This window comes from Winogradskyella sp. MIT101101, from assembly GCF_047126865.1.
GTDB classification, from domain to species: Bacteria; Bacteroidota; Bacteroidia; order Flavobacteriales; family Flavobacteriaceae; genus Winogradskyella; species Winogradskyella ouciana.
This window is the reverse complement of record NZ_CP138982.1, coordinates 1,462,371-1,482,188: the sequence shown is the minus strand read 5'-3', so window position 1 is coordinate 1,482,188 and position 19,818 is coordinate 1,462,371. Positions and strand designations below refer to the sequence as shown.

General features: G+C 34.4%; 19 protein-coding genes and 1 riboswitch. Of the genes, 14 read left to right on the top strand and 5 right to left on the bottom strand.

Annotated elements, in window-relative coordinates; translation table 11 throughout:
• Positions 1-19: 19 nt before the first annotated feature.
• The 4 genes from SIB89_RS06940 to metK all read right to left on the bottom strand — a co-directional run bounded on the left by SIB89_RS06940 (position 20) and on the right by metK (position 4,467).
• Positions 20-457, bottom strand: coding sequence for a carboxypeptidase-like regulatory domain-containing protein (locus tag SIB89_RS06940; protein WP_412561664.1), 438 nt, complete (start codon positions 455-457; stop codon positions 20-22).
• Positions 458-604: 147 nt separating this feature from the next.
• The gene (locus SIB89_RS06935; RefSeq protein WP_412561663.1) at positions 605-1,120 is read right to left on the bottom strand and encodes a hypothetical protein; all 516 of its coding nucleotides are present in this window, start codon (positions 1,118-1,120) and stop codon (positions 605-607) included.
• A 125-nt stretch (positions 1,121-1,245) separates the two neighbouring features.
• A complete protein-coding gene (locus SIB89_RS06930; RefSeq protein ID WP_412561662.1) occupies positions 1,246-3,063 on the bottom strand; it encodes a hypothetical protein in 1,818 nt (605 codons plus the stop codon).
• A gap of 150 nt (positions 3,064-3,213) precedes the next feature.
• Positions 3,214-4,467, bottom strand: coding sequence for a methionine adenosyltransferase (gene metK, locus SIB89_RS06925; protein WP_412561661.1), 1,254 nt, complete (start codon positions 4,465-4,467; stop codon positions 3,214-3,216).
• Positions 4,468-4,852: 385 nt separating this feature from the next.
• Positions 4,853-4,977: riboswitch (SAM riboswitch) on the top strand.
• Positions 4,978-5,099: 122 nt separating this feature from the next.
• Between metK and SIB89_RS06920 the strand changes: the two genes are divergently transcribed.
• The 6 genes from SIB89_RS06920 (at position 5,100) to SIB89_RS06895 (ending at position 10,755) form a co-directional block, all read left to right on the top strand.
• The gene (locus SIB89_RS06920) at positions 5,100-6,398 is read left to right on the top strand and encodes an O-acetylhomoserine aminocarboxypropyltransferase/cysteine synthase family protein (RefSeq protein ID WP_412561660.1); all 1,299 of its coding nucleotides are present in this window, start codon (positions 5,100-5,102) and stop codon (positions 6,396-6,398) included.
• Between the two features lie 71 nt (positions 6,399-6,469).
• Positions 6,470-7,465 carry an alpha/beta fold hydrolase gene (locus tag SIB89_RS06915; protein WP_412561659.1) on the top strand — a complete coding sequence of 332 codons (996 nt, stop codon included), beginning with the start codon at positions 6,470-6,472 and terminating at the stop codon, positions 7,463-7,465.
• Between the two features lie 74 nt (positions 7,466-7,539).
• A complete protein-coding gene (locus SIB89_RS06910; protein ID WP_155090136.1) occupies positions 7,540-7,953 on the top strand; it encodes an RrF2 family transcriptional regulator in 414 nt (137 codons plus the stop codon).
• A 112-nt stretch (positions 7,954-8,065) separates the two neighbouring features.
• The gene (locus tag SIB89_RS06905) at positions 8,066-8,686 is read left to right on the top strand and encodes a phosphoadenosine phosphosulfate reductase family protein (protein WP_412561658.1); all 621 of its coding nucleotides are present in this window, start codon (positions 8,066-8,068) and stop codon (positions 8,684-8,686) included.
• A gap of 234 nt (positions 8,687-8,920) precedes the next feature.
• On the top strand, positions 8,921-10,015 hold the full coding sequence (locus SIB89_RS06900) for an acyloxyacyl hydrolase (protein ID WP_412561657.1): 1,095 nt from the start codon (positions 8,921-8,923) through the stop codon (positions 10,013-10,015).
• Positions 10,012-10,755: a head GIN domain-containing protein gene (locus SIB89_RS06895; RefSeq protein ID WP_412561656.1), complete on the top strand. Its 744-nt coding sequence runs from the start codon at positions 10,012-10,014 to the stop codon at positions 10,753-10,755. Before SIB89_RS06900 ends, SIB89_RS06895 begins: the two co-directional genes overlap by 4 nt.
• 63 nt (positions 10,756-10,818) lie before the next feature.
• On the opposite strand, the gene gldA is transcribed toward SIB89_RS06895, so the two are convergent.
• Positions 10,819-11,718 carry a gliding motility-associated ABC transporter ATP-binding subunit GldA gene (gene gldA, locus SIB89_RS06890; RefSeq protein WP_273288970.1) on the bottom strand — a complete coding sequence of 300 codons (900 nt, stop codon included), beginning with the start codon at positions 11,716-11,718 and terminating at the stop codon, positions 10,819-10,821.
• Positions 11,719-12,017: 299 nt separating this feature from the next.
• Here gldA and SIB89_RS06885 point away from each other — a divergent pair, with 299 nt between their 5' ends.
• From SIB89_RS06885 to SIB89_RS06850, 8 genes are all read left to right on the top strand, one after another.
• Positions 12,018-12,845, top strand: coding sequence for a prephenate dehydratase (locus SIB89_RS06885; protein WP_412561655.1), 828 nt, complete (start codon positions 12,018-12,020; stop codon positions 12,843-12,845).
• Positions 12,842-13,984, top strand: coding sequence for a pyridoxal phosphate-dependent aminotransferase (locus SIB89_RS06880; protein ID WP_412561654.1), 1,143 nt, complete (start codon positions 12,842-12,844; stop codon positions 13,982-13,984). Before SIB89_RS06885 ends, SIB89_RS06880 begins: the two co-directional genes overlap by 4 nt.
• 4 nt (positions 13,985-13,988) lie before the next feature.
• Positions 13,989-14,840 (top strand): prephenate dehydrogenase, encoded by an 852-nt coding sequence (locus SIB89_RS06875; protein WP_412561653.1) that lies wholly within the window; start codon positions 13,989-13,991, stop codon positions 14,838-14,840.
• Between the two features lie 27 nt (positions 14,841-14,867).
• Complete coding sequence (locus SIB89_RS06870) at positions 14,868-15,950, top strand: bifunctional 3-deoxy-7-phosphoheptulonate synthase/chorismate mutase type II (RefSeq protein ID WP_155090129.1); 1,083 nt, start codon at positions 14,868-14,870, stop codon at positions 15,948-15,950.
• Between the two features lie 203 nt (positions 15,951-16,153).
• Positions 16,154-17,803 carry a hypothetical protein gene (locus tag SIB89_RS06865; protein ID WP_412561652.1) on the top strand — a complete coding sequence of 550 codons (1,650 nt, stop codon included), beginning with the start codon at positions 16,154-16,156 and terminating at the stop codon, positions 17,801-17,803.
• A gap of 87 nt (positions 17,804-17,890) precedes the next feature.
• On the top strand, positions 17,891-18,841 hold the full coding sequence (rsgA, locus tag SIB89_RS06860; protein WP_412561651.1) for a ribosome small subunit-dependent GTPase A: 951 nt from the start codon (positions 17,891-17,893) through the stop codon (positions 18,839-18,841).
• Positions 18,838-19,290, top strand: a complete 453-nt coding sequence (gene dtd, locus SIB89_RS06855) for a D-aminoacyl-tRNA deacylase (RefSeq protein ID WP_412561650.1) — start codon at positions 18,838-18,840, stop codon at positions 19,288-19,290. The genes rsgA and dtd overlap by 4 nt, the downstream gene beginning before the upstream one ends.
• On the top strand, positions 19,290-19,805 hold the full coding sequence (locus SIB89_RS06850) for a metal-dependent hydrolase (RefSeq protein WP_412561649.1): 516 nt from the start codon (positions 19,290-19,292) through the stop codon (positions 19,803-19,805). Before dtd ends, SIB89_RS06850 begins: the two co-directional genes overlap by 1 nt.
• The last annotated feature ends 13 nt before the right edge of the window (positions 19,806-19,818 follow it).

The window sequence follows — 19,818 nt, the reverse complement described above, 5'->3', positions numbered from 1 at the left end:
AAAATCGTATTAATTTTTCTTAATCAATAGTATTAGGTAAGTTGTGATTGTGTTTACAAAACCAAAACAAACACGGTGCTGTAGCCTTGTGAAGTGTTATGTTTACTGTACTCGTATCTTTTTTAGGAACAAGATTTACCACTGTATTTTTAAAATCTTTTCTTTGAGCTTCTAGAGCTACAAATTCTTGGTGGGCCGATACATTTTTAATTGTAAAATTACCATATTCATCGGTTGTGGCAGACTTGTTTCCGGCAACAACCAAAACACTATCTAGTGGAGTATTGTTAAGGTCTATAACTTTACCCTTTAGGTCAATTTTAATTGGTTCGCCTAAATAGTCAGCAAAGGTGTTTATGGTATTGTTTTGGTTGGTTTTATCTGTATTCTCCCTACAGGAAGTTGTATTGAGAAAACAGATAAATAGCACCAGCCATATGGATAGAACTGATTTCATTTTTTGATTGATGATTGATGATAGTTTCTAAAACTAAGATACAGAAAGTGTAAAAGGGTTGCGTTAAAATTCTCACAAATAAAAACTCTTAAATCTTAATTTTTTTTGACTTGAGAGTTTATAGTTTGTTTTTCAAAAGTGTAACTACTAGTTGTCTCTTATGACATGTACAATGCCAGTTATAGTATGTGGATTACCATCATAATCTTCATAGTCTCCACTAAAATTAATGTCTATATACTCACCAACTTCTCCAAGTACTGTTAAGTTGTAGGTTATATTATTATTAATGCTGCTAATATTAAATGCATCAGAACAATTAACCCAGTCAAAATCATCCATAGAGAATCCTGTATCATTTTCCTGAAAATCATGATTATCATAAGTGCCTAAATAATTAGGGTTATGTAGAGCACCTCTTATGCGAAAACAAGTGTTATAATCGTTTGTAAATGTAAAAATATCTAATACAGGGCTTGAAAAATCTTGATTATTAGGATAGAAGATGGCATTTATATCTTCAAAAATTGTAACAGGCTCTCCACCATCTATAGTGTACTCAATAAACTCTGTGTTATTTTGATCTTCTAAGTCTTCATTATTACATGAGAAAATAATTAGACTAATAAATACTGGGAGAATTAAAAAGTCTGTTGATTTCATAGCGATTGATTTTAGTTTTATATTTAATAGATGTAATAATCACCAAAAGGTTGCGTAAAAAGTTTCATTAAAAATAAAAACCTTCTCAGATGAGAAGGTTTTTTTTAAATCTATGTATTTAGGTTTTAGTTATCCCTTAGTACATGTATAGTACCAGTTATGGTATGGGAACCTCCATTCCAATCTTCATAAGAGCCACTAAAATTGATGTCAATATATTCTCCTACGTCGCCTAAAGTGGTAAGGTTGTATATAACATTGTTATTGGTGTCAGCCATGCCTATACATTCTGTAATGTTAAACCCTGTGTCGTTAATGTCATTCCAGTCTAAGTAATCATACGTGCCTTCATAGGATGTTTCATCTAGCCTACTAAATAAATAGAAACATGTGGTTTGTCCATCACCATTTCCATAAATATCCAATGTTGGTCCATTTGTGTTAGGGCTGTCTGTATAAAAGTTAGCAGTGATATTGTCAGAGATGAAAAATTCGGTTTCTCCATCATCAATGGTGTATTGAATAAATTCTGTAATCGAATTACATGCCGTAATCACACCAATATCGGTTAAAGGTGTTGTAAAGGTATAGCTAATGCTGTCCGTAGTTTGTAAGTTAACGTAATCGCTTCCTTTAATGGTAAACTCGTTATTCTCATTACATCTTAAAAGGTTAACTTCAAAAGTTCCGTCAGTTACTGCATCTGTAAACGACTGGTTACCATAAGTCACTTGTACATAGCCATCCGTTACTGCGTTATCATCACAGGTGTTAAATGTACCAACAACCGTTTCCTGGATAATATCAGGATTATCGGGTACAATAACCGTAAGGTTTGAATCTGAACTAAATGGTCCGACAGTTTCAGTATGTAGAGCATTTTCGCCACATACATTATAATTATACACATTAAGTACTAAACTTTCATCGCTAGGGACAAAACCACACACCTCTCCGTTATCATTGGCATAACCACCTCTTGTGCCAAATGTTGCACTTGTAATGGTGACGTATAAATTGTTAAGTGTGTTGTTATCTTCATCAGTTACAGTAACGCAAAGTGTTATCGCTTCAGCTGGTATATCGCAATTCCAGAATGAAAAATGCGACACTGTACCAACATACATATTGCCCTGTAATGTAGCGACACCCTCTTCTTTCCAGTAACCGTTGACTTCATCAAAATACCAAAGTGGTATAGTTGCTGGTGCTATTCCCATCAAACTAGCATCTACAGGGATTTTTATTTCAGAAGTAGAACCTTCGGCTAAATTTAAATCTTCACCACCAGAGCCTCTTAGTTCTACAGCCAACATTCCTAAAGTTTGTAACATACGTTCGGCACCTTCTTCATTTTCAGCATAGAGCATGCCTGGCATTTGCATTGGCATATCCTCATCTGCTGGATCCAAATGATGCATAATGACATCCACAGAACCAGAATAGGAAGAACCGTCTTCTTTTGTAAAATTACCGTCAAAGCTTACTGAACTACCATCATTGGCGGTTACAGTTTCAGGTGTGCCACTACTCACTGTGCCAACTACTGTGGCTTCTAGTAGCATAATGGTAACCTTGTTAGTACCATTGGAAGGTACAACACTTCTAGAGCCATGAATGTAACCTGTTTTTTCAGCTTTTATATAACCAAAACGTTCGTTAACTGTTGCGTTGTTCAGTATAAAAACGCCATTGCTGTCTGTTAGAGCGGTTTGGTTACCAATGGTTATGGTAACTCCTTCAATAGGGTTTTTATTAGTGTCTATAACGTTACCAAGAAAATTTCGTGAAACTGAATTGCCAAAATATTCTGAAAAAGTGTCTGGAATGTTTTCTTGTGGTCCGCCACCTCCTGAACCATCATCTTTTTGACAAGATGTAACGGTGAGTAACGAAAAGAAAAGCATTAAAATAAGATTTGGGAATTTTTTAATGTTGATCATAATGTGTTGATTTAATTGAGTTTTATGTGTTTGTTTGGTATAAAACAGATAGAAAGTATAAATTCCTACCTTAAATAGCATGTTTTCGATAAAAAGAAACCCTCAAGATAAATTTCAAGAGGGTTTAATACATAATAAAAGGGATAAGCACTATATCTTAAAAGCTGCTTTAACTTTATCAACATAATCTAGTTTTTCCCATGTAAATAACTCTACATCAAGCGAAACGGGCTCACCATAAGGCTGCTCAAATGTTTTGGTTACGGTTTCATGTTGTCGTCCCATGTGGCCATAAGCAGCGGTTTCGCTATACATTGGTTGACGTAATTTTAAACGTTTTTCAATAGCAGCAGGTCGCATATCAAATATTTCAGATACTTTTTCAGCGATTTCACCATCCGTTAAGTTAAATGGACACGTACCATAGGTATCTACAAAAATGCCCATAGGTTCAACAACACCAATCGCGTAGGATACTTGCACTAAAATTTCTTCACAAAGTCCGGCTGCAACCAAGTTTTTTGCAATATGTCTTGTGGCATAAGCAGCACTTCGATCTACTTTACTTGGGTCTTTACCAGAAAAAGCTCCTCCTCCATGGGCGCCTTTACCACCATAAGTATCTACAATAATTTTTCTTCCTGTTAGACCAGTATCTCCATGTGGTCCACCGATGACGAATTTTCCAGTAGGATTAATATGGTACTTAATATCATCAGTAAATAATGGTTTAATATGGTCAGGTACTTTTGCTACTACTCTTGGGATGAGGATTTCTACAATGTCCTTTCTGATTTTAGCGAGCATGGCTTCATCAGAATCAAAGTCATCATGCTGTGTAGAAACCACAATAGCGTCAATACGTTGAGGTGTGTTATCGTCACTATACTCAATCGTTACTTGACTTTTAGAATCTGGTCTTAAATAAGTGATGTCTTTATTTTCCCTACGAAGTTCAGCTAATTCCTTTAAAATAATATGCGAAATATCTAAAGCCAGTGGCATATAATTGTCGGTTTCGTTTGTAGCATAACCAAACATCATCCCTTGGTCACCAGCACCTTGCTCTTCTTTGGAAGCTCTATCTACACCACGATTAATATCCTCAGATTGCTCATGTATTGCTGAGAAAACACCACAAGAATTGCCATCGAACATGTATTCGCTTTTGGTGTAGCCAATCTTATTAATGGTATCTCTAGCTATTTTTTGAACATCTAAGTAGGTGTTGGATTTTACTTCGCCTGCAAGCACCACTTGTCCTGTGGTTACCAAAGTTTCACAAGCCACTTTAGACTCCGGGTCAAAAGCTAAAAAATTATCTATTAAAGCGTCACTAATTTGATCAGCTACTTTATCTGGATGACCTTCCGAAACACTTTCTGAAGTAAATAAATATGGCATAAATCTCTTTTAAATTTTAATGTATTCTTGAAAAACCTATTGAGATTGCTTGGTTGCTAGAGAAGTTGAAAACCTAACTGCTTTAGCATTTTTTATTGAGGTTGCAATCAGAACAAATTTTTCCTCTTTTTTAATCTGGGCAAATGTACAGATTAAAATTTAAGATAAAAAAGGTTTAAGCGATAAGAAACTTGAAAATAGTTTGTTCATTTACAATTGAATCTATATCAATATGATTATAGATTTAAGATATATTACATATTTTTCAAAAACAAGCGTTTATTTTGTCGATTTCATAAATAATTTAAAAACTTGCCGTTTTATTTTGAAATTAAAAATTTATAACACAATATTTGTACTCACAAAGTTCAAAACACTTACTGAAATGTTATCAAGAAAGGTGGAGGGATTAGACCCATTGAAGCCTTAGCAACCCTTAGATTTACTAAGAAGGTGCTAAATTCTACTTGAATTTGCGAGTCATTTTTTGCAAATTTAGATAGATAACCCAAGACTAATTACTCATCTGTAATTAGCATATTTCTTCATAACATTTTTCTATTAAGTATGCCTCTAACCGAGGTCTATTTGGCTTTTGTTTTAATTATTTATTAACTCAAAAACTTAGAAAAATGAGTACACAAAAATTCGCAACAAAAGCGTTGCATGCAGGACACGATGTCCAAAACAATGGAGGAACCAGAGCTGTTCCTATTTATCAATCCACAGCATATGTTTTCAATGATTCTGACCATGCTGCAAATCTGTTTGCTTTAGCAGAAACGGGTAATATCTATACAAGAATCAACAACCCAACAAATGATATTTTAGAACAACGGTTAGCGTCATTAGAAGGCGGAATTGCAGCAGTAGTTACAGCTTCAGGTACATCGGCAATCGCAACAAGTTTGCTGACCTTGTTAAAAGCTGGAGATCATATTGTAGCATCCAACAGTTTGTATGGCGGAACCTATAATTTGTTGAGCGTAACATTACCGAGACATGGTATAACGACCACCTTCGTAGATCCATCAGATCCAGAAAACTTCAACAAAGCTGCTCAAGAAAATACAAGGGCTTTTTTCATTGAATCCTTAGGGAATCCAAAATTAGATGTGTTGGATATTGAAGCTATTTCAAAAGAAGCAAAAACATACAAAGTACCTCTTATTGTTGACAATACAGTTGCAACACCGTATCTGCTAAACCCAATTGACTATGGTGCAAATATTGTTATCCATTCATTAACAAAATATATCAACGGTAATGGAACAGCACTTGGAGGAGTCATCATTGACGCAGGTACTTTTGATTGGGCTAATGGAAAGTTTCCTGAATTCACAGAACCATCACCTGGTTACCATGGCTTAGTGTATAATGAAGCTCTTGAAGAAGCTGCATTTATTGCCAAAGTAAGGATAGAAGGCTTGCGAGATTATGGAGGTGCTTTGAGTCCGTTTAATGCGTTTCAGATTATACAAGGTTTAGAGACCTTAGAATTACGTATAAAAAAGCACAGCCAGAATGCTCTAGAATTGGCGAAGTGGTTACAAGAGCAACCAGAAGTGACATGGGTAAATTATCCAGGTCTAAAAACCAGTAAATACCATGAGCTTGCTAAAAAATATTTACCTCAAGGTCAGAGTGGTGTGGTTACTTTTGGTGTCGATGGTGGTTATGAATCTGCAAAGACCATTGCAGACACAACAAAACTATTTTCACTTTTAGCGAACATTGGAGATACAAAATCACTGATTATACATCCTGCGAGTACTACACATCAGCAATTAACTGATGAAGCTCAACAAAGCACTGGTGTGACGAAAGATCTTATCCGTTTATCAGTTGGTATAGAAAATATTGAAGATTTAAAAGCCGATTTGAAGGAAGCATTTGCTGTTGTAAAACAGCATAACGTTTTTCAAGATTAGCCTTTAGTGTTGTTTAGTTTAGAACAGATGCCCTTGTACTAGGGCATCTGTTAATCTTAAAAAAAAGATTCATGAGAAACTTAAAACATATTAATATTCCAAATTATAGAACTAAAAATGGTGAGACTGTAGCTATTTCATTGTCTTATCAAACTTTTGGTGTTACTCTGGGTACTGCACCGATAATATTAGTCAATCATGCGCTTACAGGAAACTCAAATATAATTGGCGAAAATGGCTGGTGGAATGATTTAATAGGTGATAATAAATGTATAGATACTAATTATTACACAATTATAGCCTTTAATATTCCCGGCAATGGTTATGGTGACATTAGAGAAAACCTAATTGATAACTATAAGGATTTTACGGCTAGGGACATTGCCAAATTGTTTGCGATAGGTTTAGAGCGATTAAATATAAATGAACTGTATGCTGTTATAGGTGGTTCTGTTGGTGGAGGTATCGCTTGGGAATTGGCAGCGTTGAAACCCTATTTAATTGAAAATCTTATCCCAATTGCTACAGATTGGAAATCTACGGACTGGATTATTGCCAATTGTCATATACAAGATGCTATTCTAAATAACTCTTCAAAACCACTTGAAGACGCAAGAAGACATGCAATGACATTATACCGTACACCAGAGTCATTGACCCAGAAATTTGAGCGATCAAAAAAAATGAGCACCCTTTTTAATGTTGAATCTTGGCTGAATTATCATGGAGACAATCTTTCAAACAGATTTCATCTAAAAGCCTATAAAATGATGAATCAAATTTTAAGAACCATAGATATTACGCAAGGAGAAGGTGAACTCAGATTTGGGTCAATTGCTAAACACATAACGGCAGATATTCATATAATAACCATTAATTCAGATTTGTTATTTAAACCTGAAGAAAACTGGAAGACTTTTGTGGAACTAAAATCAGTAAAAGAAAACGTAACCATAGGTGAGATAAAGTCTATACATGGGCATGATGCCTTTTTAATTGAATATCATCAATTGGCTAAACTTTTACGACCAGTTTTTAGTATAAAAAAGAAAGAAATGATAGCATAAATTAAATATAACTGTAGTTTTTAATTGGCAAAAGTGTAAATCATAGAGTTATAAAAATGTATTAGATTTACACTATGCTTTCAAAGAAAACAAAATATGGGATAAAAGCTTTAGTGCATTTAGCGAAGAAAGAAGATAGGGTTCCTGTTCAGATTTCTTCAATCTCCAAAGCAGAAAATATTTCTCAAAAATTTTTAGAAAGCATATTACTCACTTTAAAGAAAAATGGAATTTTAGGCTCAAAAAAAGGCAAAGGTGGTGGCTATTATTTATTAAAAGACCCAAAAGAAATTCCAATGACAAGCATAATGAGATTATTAGAGGGGCCAATAGCTATGGTGCCTTGCGTGAGTTTAAATTTCTACGAAAAATGTGATGATTGCCCAGATGAAAACGCTTGTGCCGTTCATAACATAATGATTAAAGTAAGGGATAATACCTTAGAGATTTTTAGAAATACAAGCCTGGCTGATTTGTCTCATCCTTAAACCCAACTATATTTTTAAATTAATATTCAGAAAAATACTTAATTATCTATATGTTTGCATGTACTCTACTAAGTCTATAGGATAATAGTATTAAAAATTTAAAGCTTAAGTAATGATTAGATTAGATCTAGATATTTGGAATAAAAAATTAAGAAACAGAACGCCTGATGAGATTGTTGAATGGGCTTTGAGGTTGTCAGACAATAGAATAGTAACGACGAGTTTTGGAGTCTATTCAGCAGTATTATTGAGCACAATGTCTCGCCATGATAAAAATATTAGAGTGGTTTGGTGTGATACATTATATAATGAGCCAAATACCTATACTCACGCCTCAAGTTTAATAAAAGATTACAATCTTAACATTCAAAAGTACCAATCCTTGTTGACCAAGGAAGAAATCGATAAAACCATTGGTTTACCCAATATAGATGATAATAACCATTCCGTTTTCTCTGAAGTGGTAAAGCTAGAGCCCTTTAGACGTGCCTTAAAAGAACAAAATCCAGATGTTTGGTTTACTAATATTAGAGTAAGACAAACCGAATATAGAAACAAGAAGGACATTTTAAGCTATAGCAAAGATGGTATTCTAAAAGTCAGTCCATTTTATTATTGGAGTGATGCCGATTTAGATGCGTATATAGACAAGCATCAGTTACCAAAGAATATAGATTATTTCGACCCTATAAAAGTCTTACAAAATAGAGAGTGTGGCATTCATTTACAGTAGCATACATATTTATTAAACGGTAACATTTCCTTAGACTTAGCTTAACACTAAAACGGATATTGCGCTTCATATTTGTATTGTATTTCAAAGCCCCTTAAAAATGAAACTCATAAAAAATAATAAGGCCGAATTTAGGTTTGCTATAAAGCTATTATTGATAACAGCAGTATCTTTATTGGCGACTTTGTTTTTAAATTAATTATTCTATTACTTTTGCCAGTAACCATATTATCTATGAAGTACTGGCTTACAGGTTTTATAATTCTATTTGGATTGCTGTTGTTTTCTCAAGAAAAGAGAACGTCTGACTCGTATTTCGATTTGAATTATTTCTCAGGAAACATTGCACTTCATAATAACGATATTCTTCATTTAATTACAGGTCATCCTGAAGGTGTTATTTTAAGCTGGAACAAAAAAACCTTTGGAAACGACCCTTGGGAGCAACGTTTTAACTATCCAGATTATGGCGCTTCATTTATTTATCAAGATTTAAAGAATGATGTTCTAGGTAATAATTACGGACTGTATGCGCATTACAATTTCTACTTTTTTAAGCGAAATCTAACGCTTCGTGTTGGGCAAGGTATAGCCTATAACACCAACCCATACGATAAATTGGAAAACCATAAGAACATTGCCTTTGGTTCGCATTTGTTGAGTTCAACTTATGTGATGCTGAATTATAAAAAAGAACGACTGCTTAATCGTGTTGGTTTGCAAGCGGGTTTGTCTTTAATTCACTATTCTAATGCTAATGTAAAAGCACCAAACACAAGCGTCAATACCATCGCTTTTAACGTAGGGTTAAACTATAATCTGGGTGAAGAAGATCAAGAGTTTATTGATAACCTAGACGACGATAAATTCACGGAACGCATTAAATACAATATCGCCTTTAGAAGCGGTATTAACCAAAGCGATATTATTGGCAGTGGTCAATTTCCGTTTTATGTGGTGTCGGCTTATGCCGATAAACGATTGAGCCACATTAGTGCTGTTCAATTTGGTGCTGATGTATTTTTTTCAAACTTTTTAAAAGAGTTAATTTATTATCAATCTGTTTCCTTTCCAGAAGAAAATGTTAGCGGAGATGAAGATTATAAACGTGTTGGGTTATTCGCAGGACATGAGCTTTTTATCAATAAGATGTCCATAGAAACACAATTGGGCTATTATTTATATTACCCTTTTGATTTTGAAGGGAGAACTTATATACGAATAGGATTAAAACGTTATTTTGGAAATAAATTCTTTGGTGCTATAACATTAAAATCCCATGGAGCAAAAGCTGAAGCTGTTGAATTTGGAATTGGAGTAAGACTATGAAAAAAATAATTTACATATGTGTTTTTCTGGTGTTCGCTTGTAACAGTGAAGATGCTAACGATTGCTTTCAGACTTCAGGAAACATTATTCAACAAGAGGTTGAGGTTTCAGATTTTGAAAGGATTTTAGTCAATAGAGATATAGAGCTGATTATTTCTGAGGCTTCAGGCTATAAAGTCACTATAGAAATAGGTGAAAATTTACTCAATGATGTCAAAGCTGAGGTTATAGGTAATCGATTAGTGCTTACGGACGGGAATACTTGCAACTATGTAAGGGACTATGGCATCACTAAGATTTATGTAGAAGCACCGAACTTAACAGAGATAAGAAATTCGTCACAATACGAGGTGTCTTCCAATGGCACTCTAACCTACCCAGATTTAAATCTGATTTCAGAAGACTTTAATGAGAATGTTGAATTTACGGTTGGTGACTTTAGGTTGGTAGTTGATAGTCAGAATTTAAATATTATATCTAATAATATTTCCTCGTTTTATATTGAGGGAACTGCCGAAAATTTGTTTGTAGGTTTCTTCGCTGGTTCTGGTCGTTTTGAAGGAGAAAATTTAACAGCTCAGAATGTAGATATTAGTCATAGAGGAAGCAATGATATGATTGTAAACCCAATACAATCTTTAACAGGAGAGCTGAGAGGAACAGGAAATGTTATTGCAGTAAACGAGCCGCCTATTGTAGATGTCGAGAGGATTTATACTGGACAATTGATTTTTGATTAGATATCTTCATAACATTGAGAGTTCCTTCTTGAGCCTGTACTGAGCGCAGTCGAAGTATGAAGGCTAGGATGGGCCTGTCAATTCCCTAAACAAACTCTCCAAACTCGCATTTTTCTGATTGAGCTGTAGGATTTTCAACTTGTTATCATGTGCAAAATCAAACACATGAGAACGCATATCATCTTTAGTAGAGAAGGTGATTTCGTAGATAAAATCGTGTGTGTTTTTTACCGAAGTAACTTTAGGTAATTTTAGCAAAAAGGCATCTTCTACACGATAGTCAAACTCTACAATAACAACCTGCTTCTCTCCGTCTCTTAAATCTTTTAAATATTTGTCAGCAACAACTTCGCCTTTATTTATAATTATCACACGATCGCACATCGCTTCAACTTCTTGCATAATGTGTGTGGATAGAAAAACGGTTTTTTCTTTGCCAATAGTTCTAATTAAATTTCTAATGTCCACTAACTGATTTGGGTCTAAGCCAGTGGTAGGTTCATCTAAAATCAACACATCAGGATTGTGTAATAAGGCATTTGCCAAACCAACACGTTGCCTGTAGCCTTTAGACAATTGACCGATTTTTTTGTGCGCCTCTGGAGTTAAACCAGTCAGCTCAATAACGTCTTCAATTCTAGATTTTGAAGCACCATATACGTTAGCGTTAAAATTTAAATACTCTTTTACGTACAAATCCGTATAAAGCGGATTGTGCTCTGGTAGATAACCAACACTGCTTTGTACATTCTTCTTATTGGTGTTAACATCAAAACCATTAACATTTGCAGAGCCTTCAGAAGCTTCAATATAAGTGGTTAGAATCTTCATCATTGTGGATTTTCCAGCACCATTTGGTCCTAAAAAGCCAACTATTTCAGCATCTTTCACCTTAAACGAAACATTATTCAGCGCTTTTTGATCCTTATAAAGCTTTGTAATGTTTTTAACTTCAATAGACATATTGGAAAAAGTTTAATCAAAAGTAAGGATTATATAATTTTATGAAGTAATAATTGGTTATTCTTTAAAACTTAAAAATTAATTTCAAAAAACTAATCCAAGCATTTTGATTTATAAAAATATTAATTACATTAGCCACATAATTAAAGACTTCCACATTTGTGGAAAATAAATATGAACACATCTAAAACATATTTTAACTGGTTTTATTTCTTTTATAGCTAAAGGAACGAGACTGGGTATGTTTTATTTAAAATATAAATTAAAAAAGTCTCGATAATATCGAGGCTTTTTTTATTATGACAAAACCAATAGCCATACAAGGAATTAAGGGGTCGTTTCATCACGAAGTTGCTCAACTTTATTTTAACGATAAAGCAGATGTGATTGAGTGTATGTCCTTTGACGGTACAGTAGATAGTCTTTTAAAAGGCAATACGGATTTTGTTGTTATGGCTTTGGAGAATTCTATTGCTGGCTCAATTATCCCTAATTATGCTTTGATCGATAATCATAATTTAACAATGGTTGGTGAGTACTATTTGGACATTCAGCATAATTTGTTGGCATTAAAAGGTGAAACAGTAGAATCTATCAAAGAAGTGCATTCGCATCCTATGGCGTTGCTACAGTGTAAAGTCTTTTTTAAAGATTTTCCGCATATTAAATTAGTAGAAGCTAAGGATACAGCAGACGTGGCTAAACAAATTTCAGAAGAAAACATAAAAGGCATTGCAGCCATTGCAAGCAAAAAAGCAGCGCATTTGTATGGCTTAGATGTTTTGGCAGAAAGCATTCAAACCATAAAACATAACGAAACACGCTTTGTTATTGTTAAGCGAGAAAATTACGAAGTTGAACGAAAAGGAATCAATAAGGCATCCTTAAAATTTGAATTAGACCATAAACGTGGTAGCTTAGCTACAATACTCAATGTTATGAGTGATTGTAAACTAAACCTAACCAAAATTCAATCTTTACCAAAAATTGATACTCCTTGGAAATATGCCTTTTTTGTCGATGTTACTTTTGAAGATTATAAAGACTATGAAAAAGCGAGTTCCATTATGCAGTTAATGGCAGAGAATTTTAAAGTGTTGGGCGAATATAAAAATGCAAGATTATGATTGAAGTTGCCAACCGATTAAAACATGTTGAAGAATACTACTTTTCTAAAAAGTTGCGCGAAGTTGCGTTCTTAAAATCGCAAGGAAAACCAATCATTAACTTAGGTATTGGTAGCCCAGATTTAGAGCCTCCTTCTAAAGCAATAGTTCAATTAAAAGAGAGCTTAAATGATGAGGGTGCAAATAAATATCAGAGTTACCAAGGCTTGCCAGAGCTAAGGGAAGAAATAGCTAATTTTTATAAAAAGCGTTTTAGAGTTAACCTAAGCGGACAAGTAGAGGTGCTGCCATTATTGGGTAGTAAGGAAGGTATAATGCATATTTCAATGGCATTTTTAAACAAAGGTGATGAGGTTTTAATACCAAATCCAGGGTATCCAACTTATTCTTCTGTAACCAAACTATTGGAAGCGAAGCCAATTTTATACGATTTAAAGGAAGACAATCATTGGTTGCCAGATTTTATAGCCTTAGAACGCTTAAATCTGACTAAAGTAAAAATTATGTGGATTAATTATCCGCATATGCCAACAGGCGCAAATGCACCCAACAAATTTTATGATGAGGTCATTGCTTTTGGCAAACGCCATAATATTCTTATCGTCAACGATAACCCTTACAGTTTTGTATTAAACGAAAGACCTATAAGTATTATGCGTTATAGGAATGCTAAAGAGGTGTGTTTAGAGCTTAATTCATTTAGCAAGACGTTTAATATGTCTGGCTGGAGGGTAGGTATGGTTGTAGGGAGCCACGAGCATCTCAGTGCCGTTTTAAAGGTGAAGAGTAATATGGATTCCGGAATGTTTTATGGTGTCCAAAAAGGTGCTATAGAAGCTTTAAAATGTTCAGACATGTGGTTTGTAAGTTTAAACAGTGTATATCAACTAAGGCGTGAACTAATTTGGAAATTAGCAGAAGCACTCAATTGTACATACGATGAGCATGCCACAGGAATGTTTGTTTGGGCAAAATTACCACCAAACATAAAATCCGAAGAGTTTACGGATATGGTATTAAAAAAGCATTCCATTTTTATTGCTCCAGGAACTGTTTTTGGGAGTAATGGTGAGGGTTATGTTCGCTTTTCATTATGTGCACCAGAAGAAATAATAAAAGAAGCAATCGCAAGAATTTAGAGACATGGAGAATGTTTTTGTCATAGGAGTAGGATTAATTGGTGGAAGCTTTGCTTTGGATATAAAAAAGCAAAATTCTGAATGTCACATTTTTGGAATAGATAAAAACGAATCGCACTTAGATGAAGCAATTGGTTTAGGTGTAATTGATGAAAAATCAAGTTTTGAAGAATTAGATAAAGCCGATTTGGTGATCATTGCCATTCCTGTTGATGCTACTTTAGATGTTTTACCTAAGGTGTTGGATAAAATCAATGACAACACAATTGTGTTTGATGTAGGTTCAACAAAAGAGGATATTTGTCTAAAGGTGAAAAATCATCCAAAACGTAGAAATTTTTTAGCAGCACATCCTATTGCAGGTACGGAATTTTCTGGACCCAAAGCCGCTCTAGAAGGTCTGTACAGAAACAAAACAAATATCATTTGCGAGGTTGAAGAGACGGCATTCAAACTTCAGGAAAAAGCGCTGAAACTATTTGTAGAATTAGGGATGCGTATTCGCTATATGAACCCTAAGGCTCATGACAAGCACATTGCTTATGTATCGCATTTGTCTCACATCAGTTCATTTATGTTGGGTAAAACGGTCATTGAAAAAGAAAAGAACGAACGCGATATTTTTGATATGGCAGGCAGTGGTTTTGAAAGTACAGTGCGTTTGGCAAAAAGTTCGCCAGCCATGTGGACACCAATATTTCAGCAAAATAAAACCAATGTTATAGAAACTTTAGACGAATATATAAGTAACCTCAAACATTTTAAACAGCTTATGGAGAATGGTGATTTTGAAGCCGTCTATAATGAAATGGAAACTACAAATCATATAAAAGACATATTAAACGGAATACAATAAAATTTAGAAAAAGAAGATTAATAGCAGATGGAAAACAAAAAAGAATTAAGGAATTGGTTAGATGCATATAACTTAGACCATCCACTGGTTATCGCAGGACCATGTAGTGCGGAAACTGAAGAGCAGGTGTTAAAAATAGCACATCAACTAAAAGATAGCGATGCTACAGTATTTAGAGCAGGTATCTGGAAACCAAGAACGCGACCTGGAAATTTTGAAGGAGTTGGTGCATTGGGCCTAAAATGGCTGCAAAAAGCAAAAGAAGAAACAGGTATGAAGATAACTACAGAGGTGGCTAATGCCAACCATGTAGAATTGGCCTTAAAACACGATGTAGATATCCTTTGGATTGGAGCGCGTACTACCGTAAGCCCATTTATAGTTCAAGATATTGCTGATGCTCTAAAAGGAACTGATAAGCCTGTGTTGATCAAAAACCCAGTAAACCCAGATTTGTCATTATGGTTAGGAGCTGTAGAACGTTTTTATACAAATGACATTAAGAATTTAGGTGTCATCCACAGAGGATTCTCAACTTATGAAAAAACACGATACAGAAATAATCCGGAGTGGCAAGTGGCTGTAGATCTACAAAACCGTTTTCCTGATTTGCCATTGATTTTAGATCCATCGCATATTGCAGGTCGTCGTGATATTATTTTTGATTTAAGTCAGACAGCTTTAGATTTAAACTACGATGGTTTAATGATAGAAACACACCACGATCCTGATAACGCGTGGAGTGATGCCGCACAACAAATTACACCAGAAACTTTAATAAAGTATACTGAAGATTTAAAAATCCGAAAGGAAGTAGGTGATGATAAGGCGTACAATAACAAAATAAACACCTTAAGAACTCAAATCGATGTGGTGGATCATCAGTTGATTGAAATGTTAGGGAAGCGTATGAATATAGCCGACGATATAGGGCAGTTAAAAAAAGAGCACAATGTTGCCGTGTTACAGTCTAAACGTTGGAATGAGATTTTAGGAAAAATGATTCTTCAAGGAGAAGAGAAGAACTTAAGTGAAGAATTTATTCTTCGTGTGTTTAAAGCCATTCACCAAGAATCGATTAATCACCAAGAGAAGATTATTAATCATTAAGACCAGGTTATATCTTAAGAGAGGCTCGCAACAGCGAGCCTTTTTTTATGTGTTGTGTTTACTAGCTTAAAGCGAGTTCTACAATCAATATTATTGTAGATGGACGTCATTTAGAGGTAGTTAAAGCTATAATAGGCGAAAAACACTGTTGCATTGTAATAAAATTCTTATCATTGCCACCTCAACAACAAATGTATTTAATAATGAAAAAAAATTACCTATTGCTAGCATGTGGTTTGCTATTTACCATGCTGTCATTCTCTCAAATCCAAGTTGGAGATTTTACAATTACCCATGGTGCAGAAATTGAGGATAACTCTTTAAAAATAGTAAGAATTGCTGGCGAAGCCGATGGAAAAATTTATGCATTGGCTAACAAGAAAAAGAAATTCTACATCAAAGTATTTAAATCTTCAGATATGTCTATTATATCTACAAATGAAATAGACCTGTCTAGTTTTAAAGATAGATCCATAGATTTTGAAGAAGTAGGCATGATAGGTAATAAGGTATATGTTTTTGGAAGTGTTTACGATAAAAAAGCAAAAACAGCACATCTGTTTGGAGTTGAAGTTATGGAAAGTGGAAAACTTGCAAACGAGCAAGTAAAATTGTTTTCTACTGAGGTAACCAAAAAGAGAGAGCAAGGTGCATTTTACTTTAAGGATTCACCAGCTGGTGACCGTCTGCTAATTATGCATGCAGCACTTTTTGATAAAGAAGAAGTGATTCAATATGAAATTAAATTATTGAACGAAAACCTAGATACGGTAATGTCCCATATCGAAAAAGTACCTTTTGAAGACAGAAGAGATCTTGAGTTTACCATCGCAGATTATGATGTGAGTGTGGACGACGATGTGTTTTTGGTAATCAATGAAAGCTTTAGGGATAAAAAGGCTAAAACCAATAATGAAAAATTTCAGGTGCATGCTTTCAAAAGCTCAAAGGGTTATGCTAAAGAAGTTATAGATATAAAATTTCAGGATAAAGAAATTATCAACTGTGAGATGCTAGCCAATAAGGAAGGTTTATTGCATTTAGTTGGATTTTATTCTAGCGTTAGAAAAAACGGAAAAGCAAATAAGGAACTAAAAGGAATCTATGCTGCAGCTATAAAAGTTTCCAATAATGAAGTAGAACGCTTAAACTTTAATGAGTTCGATTACGATACTAAAGTTAAATTAATCGGTGAGCGTAGAGCCAAGAAAGGAAAGGATGTAAAACCATTATATGTTACGCACAGCTTAATCGAAAAAAATGACGGAGGTTTAATATTATTGTCAGAATACCAGTTAATTATTCAAGGTAGAAGTTCTGGTATTGGGCCATTGGCATTTACACCAATTACGTTTATTAATAATGAAATTATAGTAACCTCTTTAAATCCTGATGGTACTGTTGCATGGTCTAATGTAATTCCTAAAAAGCAAAAAGCGGCTTACACAACATTATCTCTTGGAATTTTTGGATTCTCCAATCAAGGAAATTTTTCAGTAAGTGCAGGTATTATGGTGCCATTAACCGTTATGGGAAAAGGACCTGAATATCTTAGTGCTATGCCAATTTATCATAATGATAAGCTAACTGTGATTTTTAATGATAACACAAAAAATTATGGTGTAACTGATATCGAAAAAATCAAATGGTTAGGTAATTACAATAAAGCGGTACCAGCTGCAATGACCTTTAATGATGATGGTAGTTTTACAAGATTAGATCAAGAAAATGTGGAGAAATATCAGTTGGTATTACGTCCAAGGGTTTTCTATAGAACATCACCTTCAGAATATATTATCTATTCTTCTAGAAAGAGCAAGGATAAATTAGGAAGAATGAGTGTGGGTCAATAATCTACTCTGTAATAAAAAATTAAAAAGGCTGTCTTATTAGGCAGTCTTTTTTTGTACCATTAAACAATATTAGTCATCTTTGTAGTAATGACAGGAACAGTATATAAATCTACAGGTAGTTGGTACACCGTTAAAACCATGAACGGCAAGTTCTACGACTGCCGTATTAAAGGTAGGTTTAGGTTGCAAGGCATTAAAAGTACCAATCCTATAGCTGTTGGAGATAAAGTACAATTTGAGCTCGAAACAAAGAATAATACTGAAACGGGAGTCATAAATAGAATTGAAGAGCGTAAAAATTACATTGTACGCAAATCGGTAAACCTGTCTAAGCAAACACACATCATTGCATCAAACATAGACCAGGTATTTCTTTTGGTTACCATAGACAATCCGCCAACCTTTCCAAGTTTTATAGATCGCTTTTTGGTGACTGCAGAGGCATATTCCATCAAAACGATTTTACTGTTTAATAAGATAGATACTTATAATGACGAAACTTTGCTAGAGGTAAAATATTTAGCGAGTATTTATAGGCAAATCGGTTACGACTGCATAAATACTTCAGCGAAGACGGGTGAAAACATAGACAAGGTAAAAGCGCTAATGGTAGATAAGGTGAGCATGTTTGCTGGTCATTCTGGTGTGGGTAAATCTACCTTGGTCAATGCTATAGAGCCCTCCTTAAATTTAAAAACTAAGGAAATATCTGAGCAACATATGCAAGGACAGCATACCACAACCTTTGCTGAGATGTTCGATTTAAGTTTCGGTGCAAAGATTATTGACACACCAGGTATAAAAGGATTTGGTGTTGTAGATATGGAAAAGGAAGAGGTCGGTGATTATTTTCCTGAGTTTTTTGAGTTAAAGCAAGATTGCAAATTCAATAATTGCTTACACCTAAAAGAACCAAAATGTGCGGTAAAAGAAGCACTGGAGAATGATGAGGTGTCTTACTCAAGATATAGGAGTTATATTCAAATCTTAGAAGGAGAAGATGAGCATTACAGAACTGATAATTGGGATAACGAATGAGAGCAGTTATACAGAGAGTTTCAGAAGCTTCAGTCGTTATTGATAATACAAAAGTAGCATCCATTAAAAAAGGGCTTCTAGTATTGCTAGGCATAGTTAATGATGATATCCAAGAAGACATAGACTGGCTCTGTAAAAAGATTGTGAATCTTCGTGTTTTTCCAGATGAAAATGGTGTGATGAACACATCGCTTTTAGATTCAGGAGGTGATGTAATTCTTGTGAGTCAATTCACGCTACATGCCAGTACTAAGAAAGGAAACAGGCCAAGTTATATAAAAGCAGCGAAGCCAGATGTTGCAATTCCTTTATATGAAAACTTTATAGAAACACTTCAGACACAATTAGGTAAACCCATACAAACAGGTGAGTTTGGTGCAGATATGAAAGTTCATTTAGTTAATGACGGCCCTGTGACCATTATTATAGATTCTAAGAACAGAGAATAATGGCATCAATATTCGGTCATGGATTAGTAGCTTATACCACTTCAAAAGTCATAGATTCAAGATCCAGTAAACTGCTTTTACTTTTAGCAATTATATCGGCAATCATCCCAGATATTGATGTATTGGCGTTTAATTTTGGAATTCCTTATTCACATCCATTTGGGCATAGAGGTTTTACGCACTCTATTCTGTTTGCGATTATTTGGAGTGCTTCGCTGGCCTTATACTTCGGAAAAAACAGAAAGCTCATATTTTCAATTGTTCTATTCCTGTCAACCATCTCTCATGGTATTTTAGACGCGATGACAAATGGAGGAAGAGGGGTTGGGTTCTTTATTCCGTTTGATAATACGAGATATTTTTTCCCATTTAGGGAAATTATTGTATCACCTATAGGCGTTGAAAATTTCTTTTCAGAATGGGGAATGCATGTTATTATCAGTGAACTAAAATATATAGCTGTTCCTTGTTTAATACTTTTAGCAGTAATATTTTATGTAAAAAATCGAAACTGAATAATACAGGAAT

Coding starts and splice junctions, on each gene's coding strand:
- SIB89_RS06940 (WP_412561664.1), bottom strand. CDS start 457: ATGAAATCAGTTCTATCCATATGGCTGGTGCTATTTATCTGTTTTCTC.
- SIB89_RS06935 (WP_412561663.1), bottom strand. CDS start 1,120: ATGAAATCAACAGACTTTTTAATTCTCCCAGTATTTATTAGTCTAATT.
- SIB89_RS06930 (WP_412561662.1), bottom strand. CDS start 3,063: ATGATCAACATTAAAAAATTCCCAAATCTTATTTTAATGCTTTTCTTT.
- metK (WP_412561661.1), bottom strand. CDS start 4,467: ATGCCATATTTATTTACTTCAGAAAGTGTTTCGGAAGGTCATCCAGAT.
- SIB89_RS06920 (WP_412561660.1), top strand. CDS start 5,100: ATGAGTACACAAAAATTCGCAACAAAAGCGTTGCATGCAGGACACGAT.
- SIB89_RS06915 (WP_412561659.1), top strand. CDS start 6,470: ATGAGAAACTTAAAACATATTAATATTCCAAATTATAGAACTAAAAAT.
- SIB89_RS06910 (WP_155090136.1), top strand. CDS start 7,540: ATGCTTTCAAAGAAAACAAAATATGGGATAAAAGCTTTAGTGCATTTA.
- SIB89_RS06905 (WP_412561658.1), top strand. CDS start 8,066: ATGATTAGATTAGATCTAGATATTTGGAATAAAAAATTAAGAAACAGA.
- SIB89_RS06900 (WP_412561657.1), top strand. CDS start 8,921: ATGAAGTACTGGCTTACAGGTTTTATAATTCTATTTGGATTGCTGTTG.
- SIB89_RS06895 (WP_412561656.1), top strand. CDS start 10,012: ATGAAAAAAATAATTTACATATGTGTTTTTCTGGTGTTCGCTTGTAAC.
- gldA (WP_273288970.1), bottom strand. CDS start 11,718: ATGTCTATTGAAGTTAAAAACATTACAAAGCTTTATAAGGATCAAAAA.
- SIB89_RS06885 (WP_412561655.1), top strand. CDS start 12,018: ATGACAAAACCAATAGCCATACAAGGAATTAAGGGGTCGTTTCATCAC.
- SIB89_RS06880 (WP_412561654.1), top strand. CDS start 12,842: ATGATTGAAGTTGCCAACCGATTAAAACATGTTGAAGAATACTACTTT.
- SIB89_RS06875 (WP_412561653.1), top strand. CDS start 13,989: ATGGAGAATGTTTTTGTCATAGGAGTAGGATTAATTGGTGGAAGCTTT.
- SIB89_RS06870 (WP_155090129.1), top strand. CDS start 14,868: ATGGAAAACAAAAAAGAATTAAGGAATTGGTTAGATGCATATAACTTA.
- SIB89_RS06865 (WP_412561652.1), top strand. CDS start 16,154: ATGAAAAAAAATTACCTATTGCTAGCATGTGGTTTGCTATTTACCATG.
- rsgA (WP_412561651.1), top strand. CDS start 17,891: ATGACAGGAACAGTATATAAATCTACAGGTAGTTGGTACACCGTTAAA.
- dtd (WP_412561650.1), top strand. CDS start 18,838: ATGAGAGCAGTTATACAGAGAGTTTCAGAAGCTTCAGTCGTTATTGAT.
- SIB89_RS06850 (WP_412561649.1), top strand. CDS start 19,290: ATGGCATCAATATTCGGTCATGGATTAGTAGCTTATACCACTTCAAAA.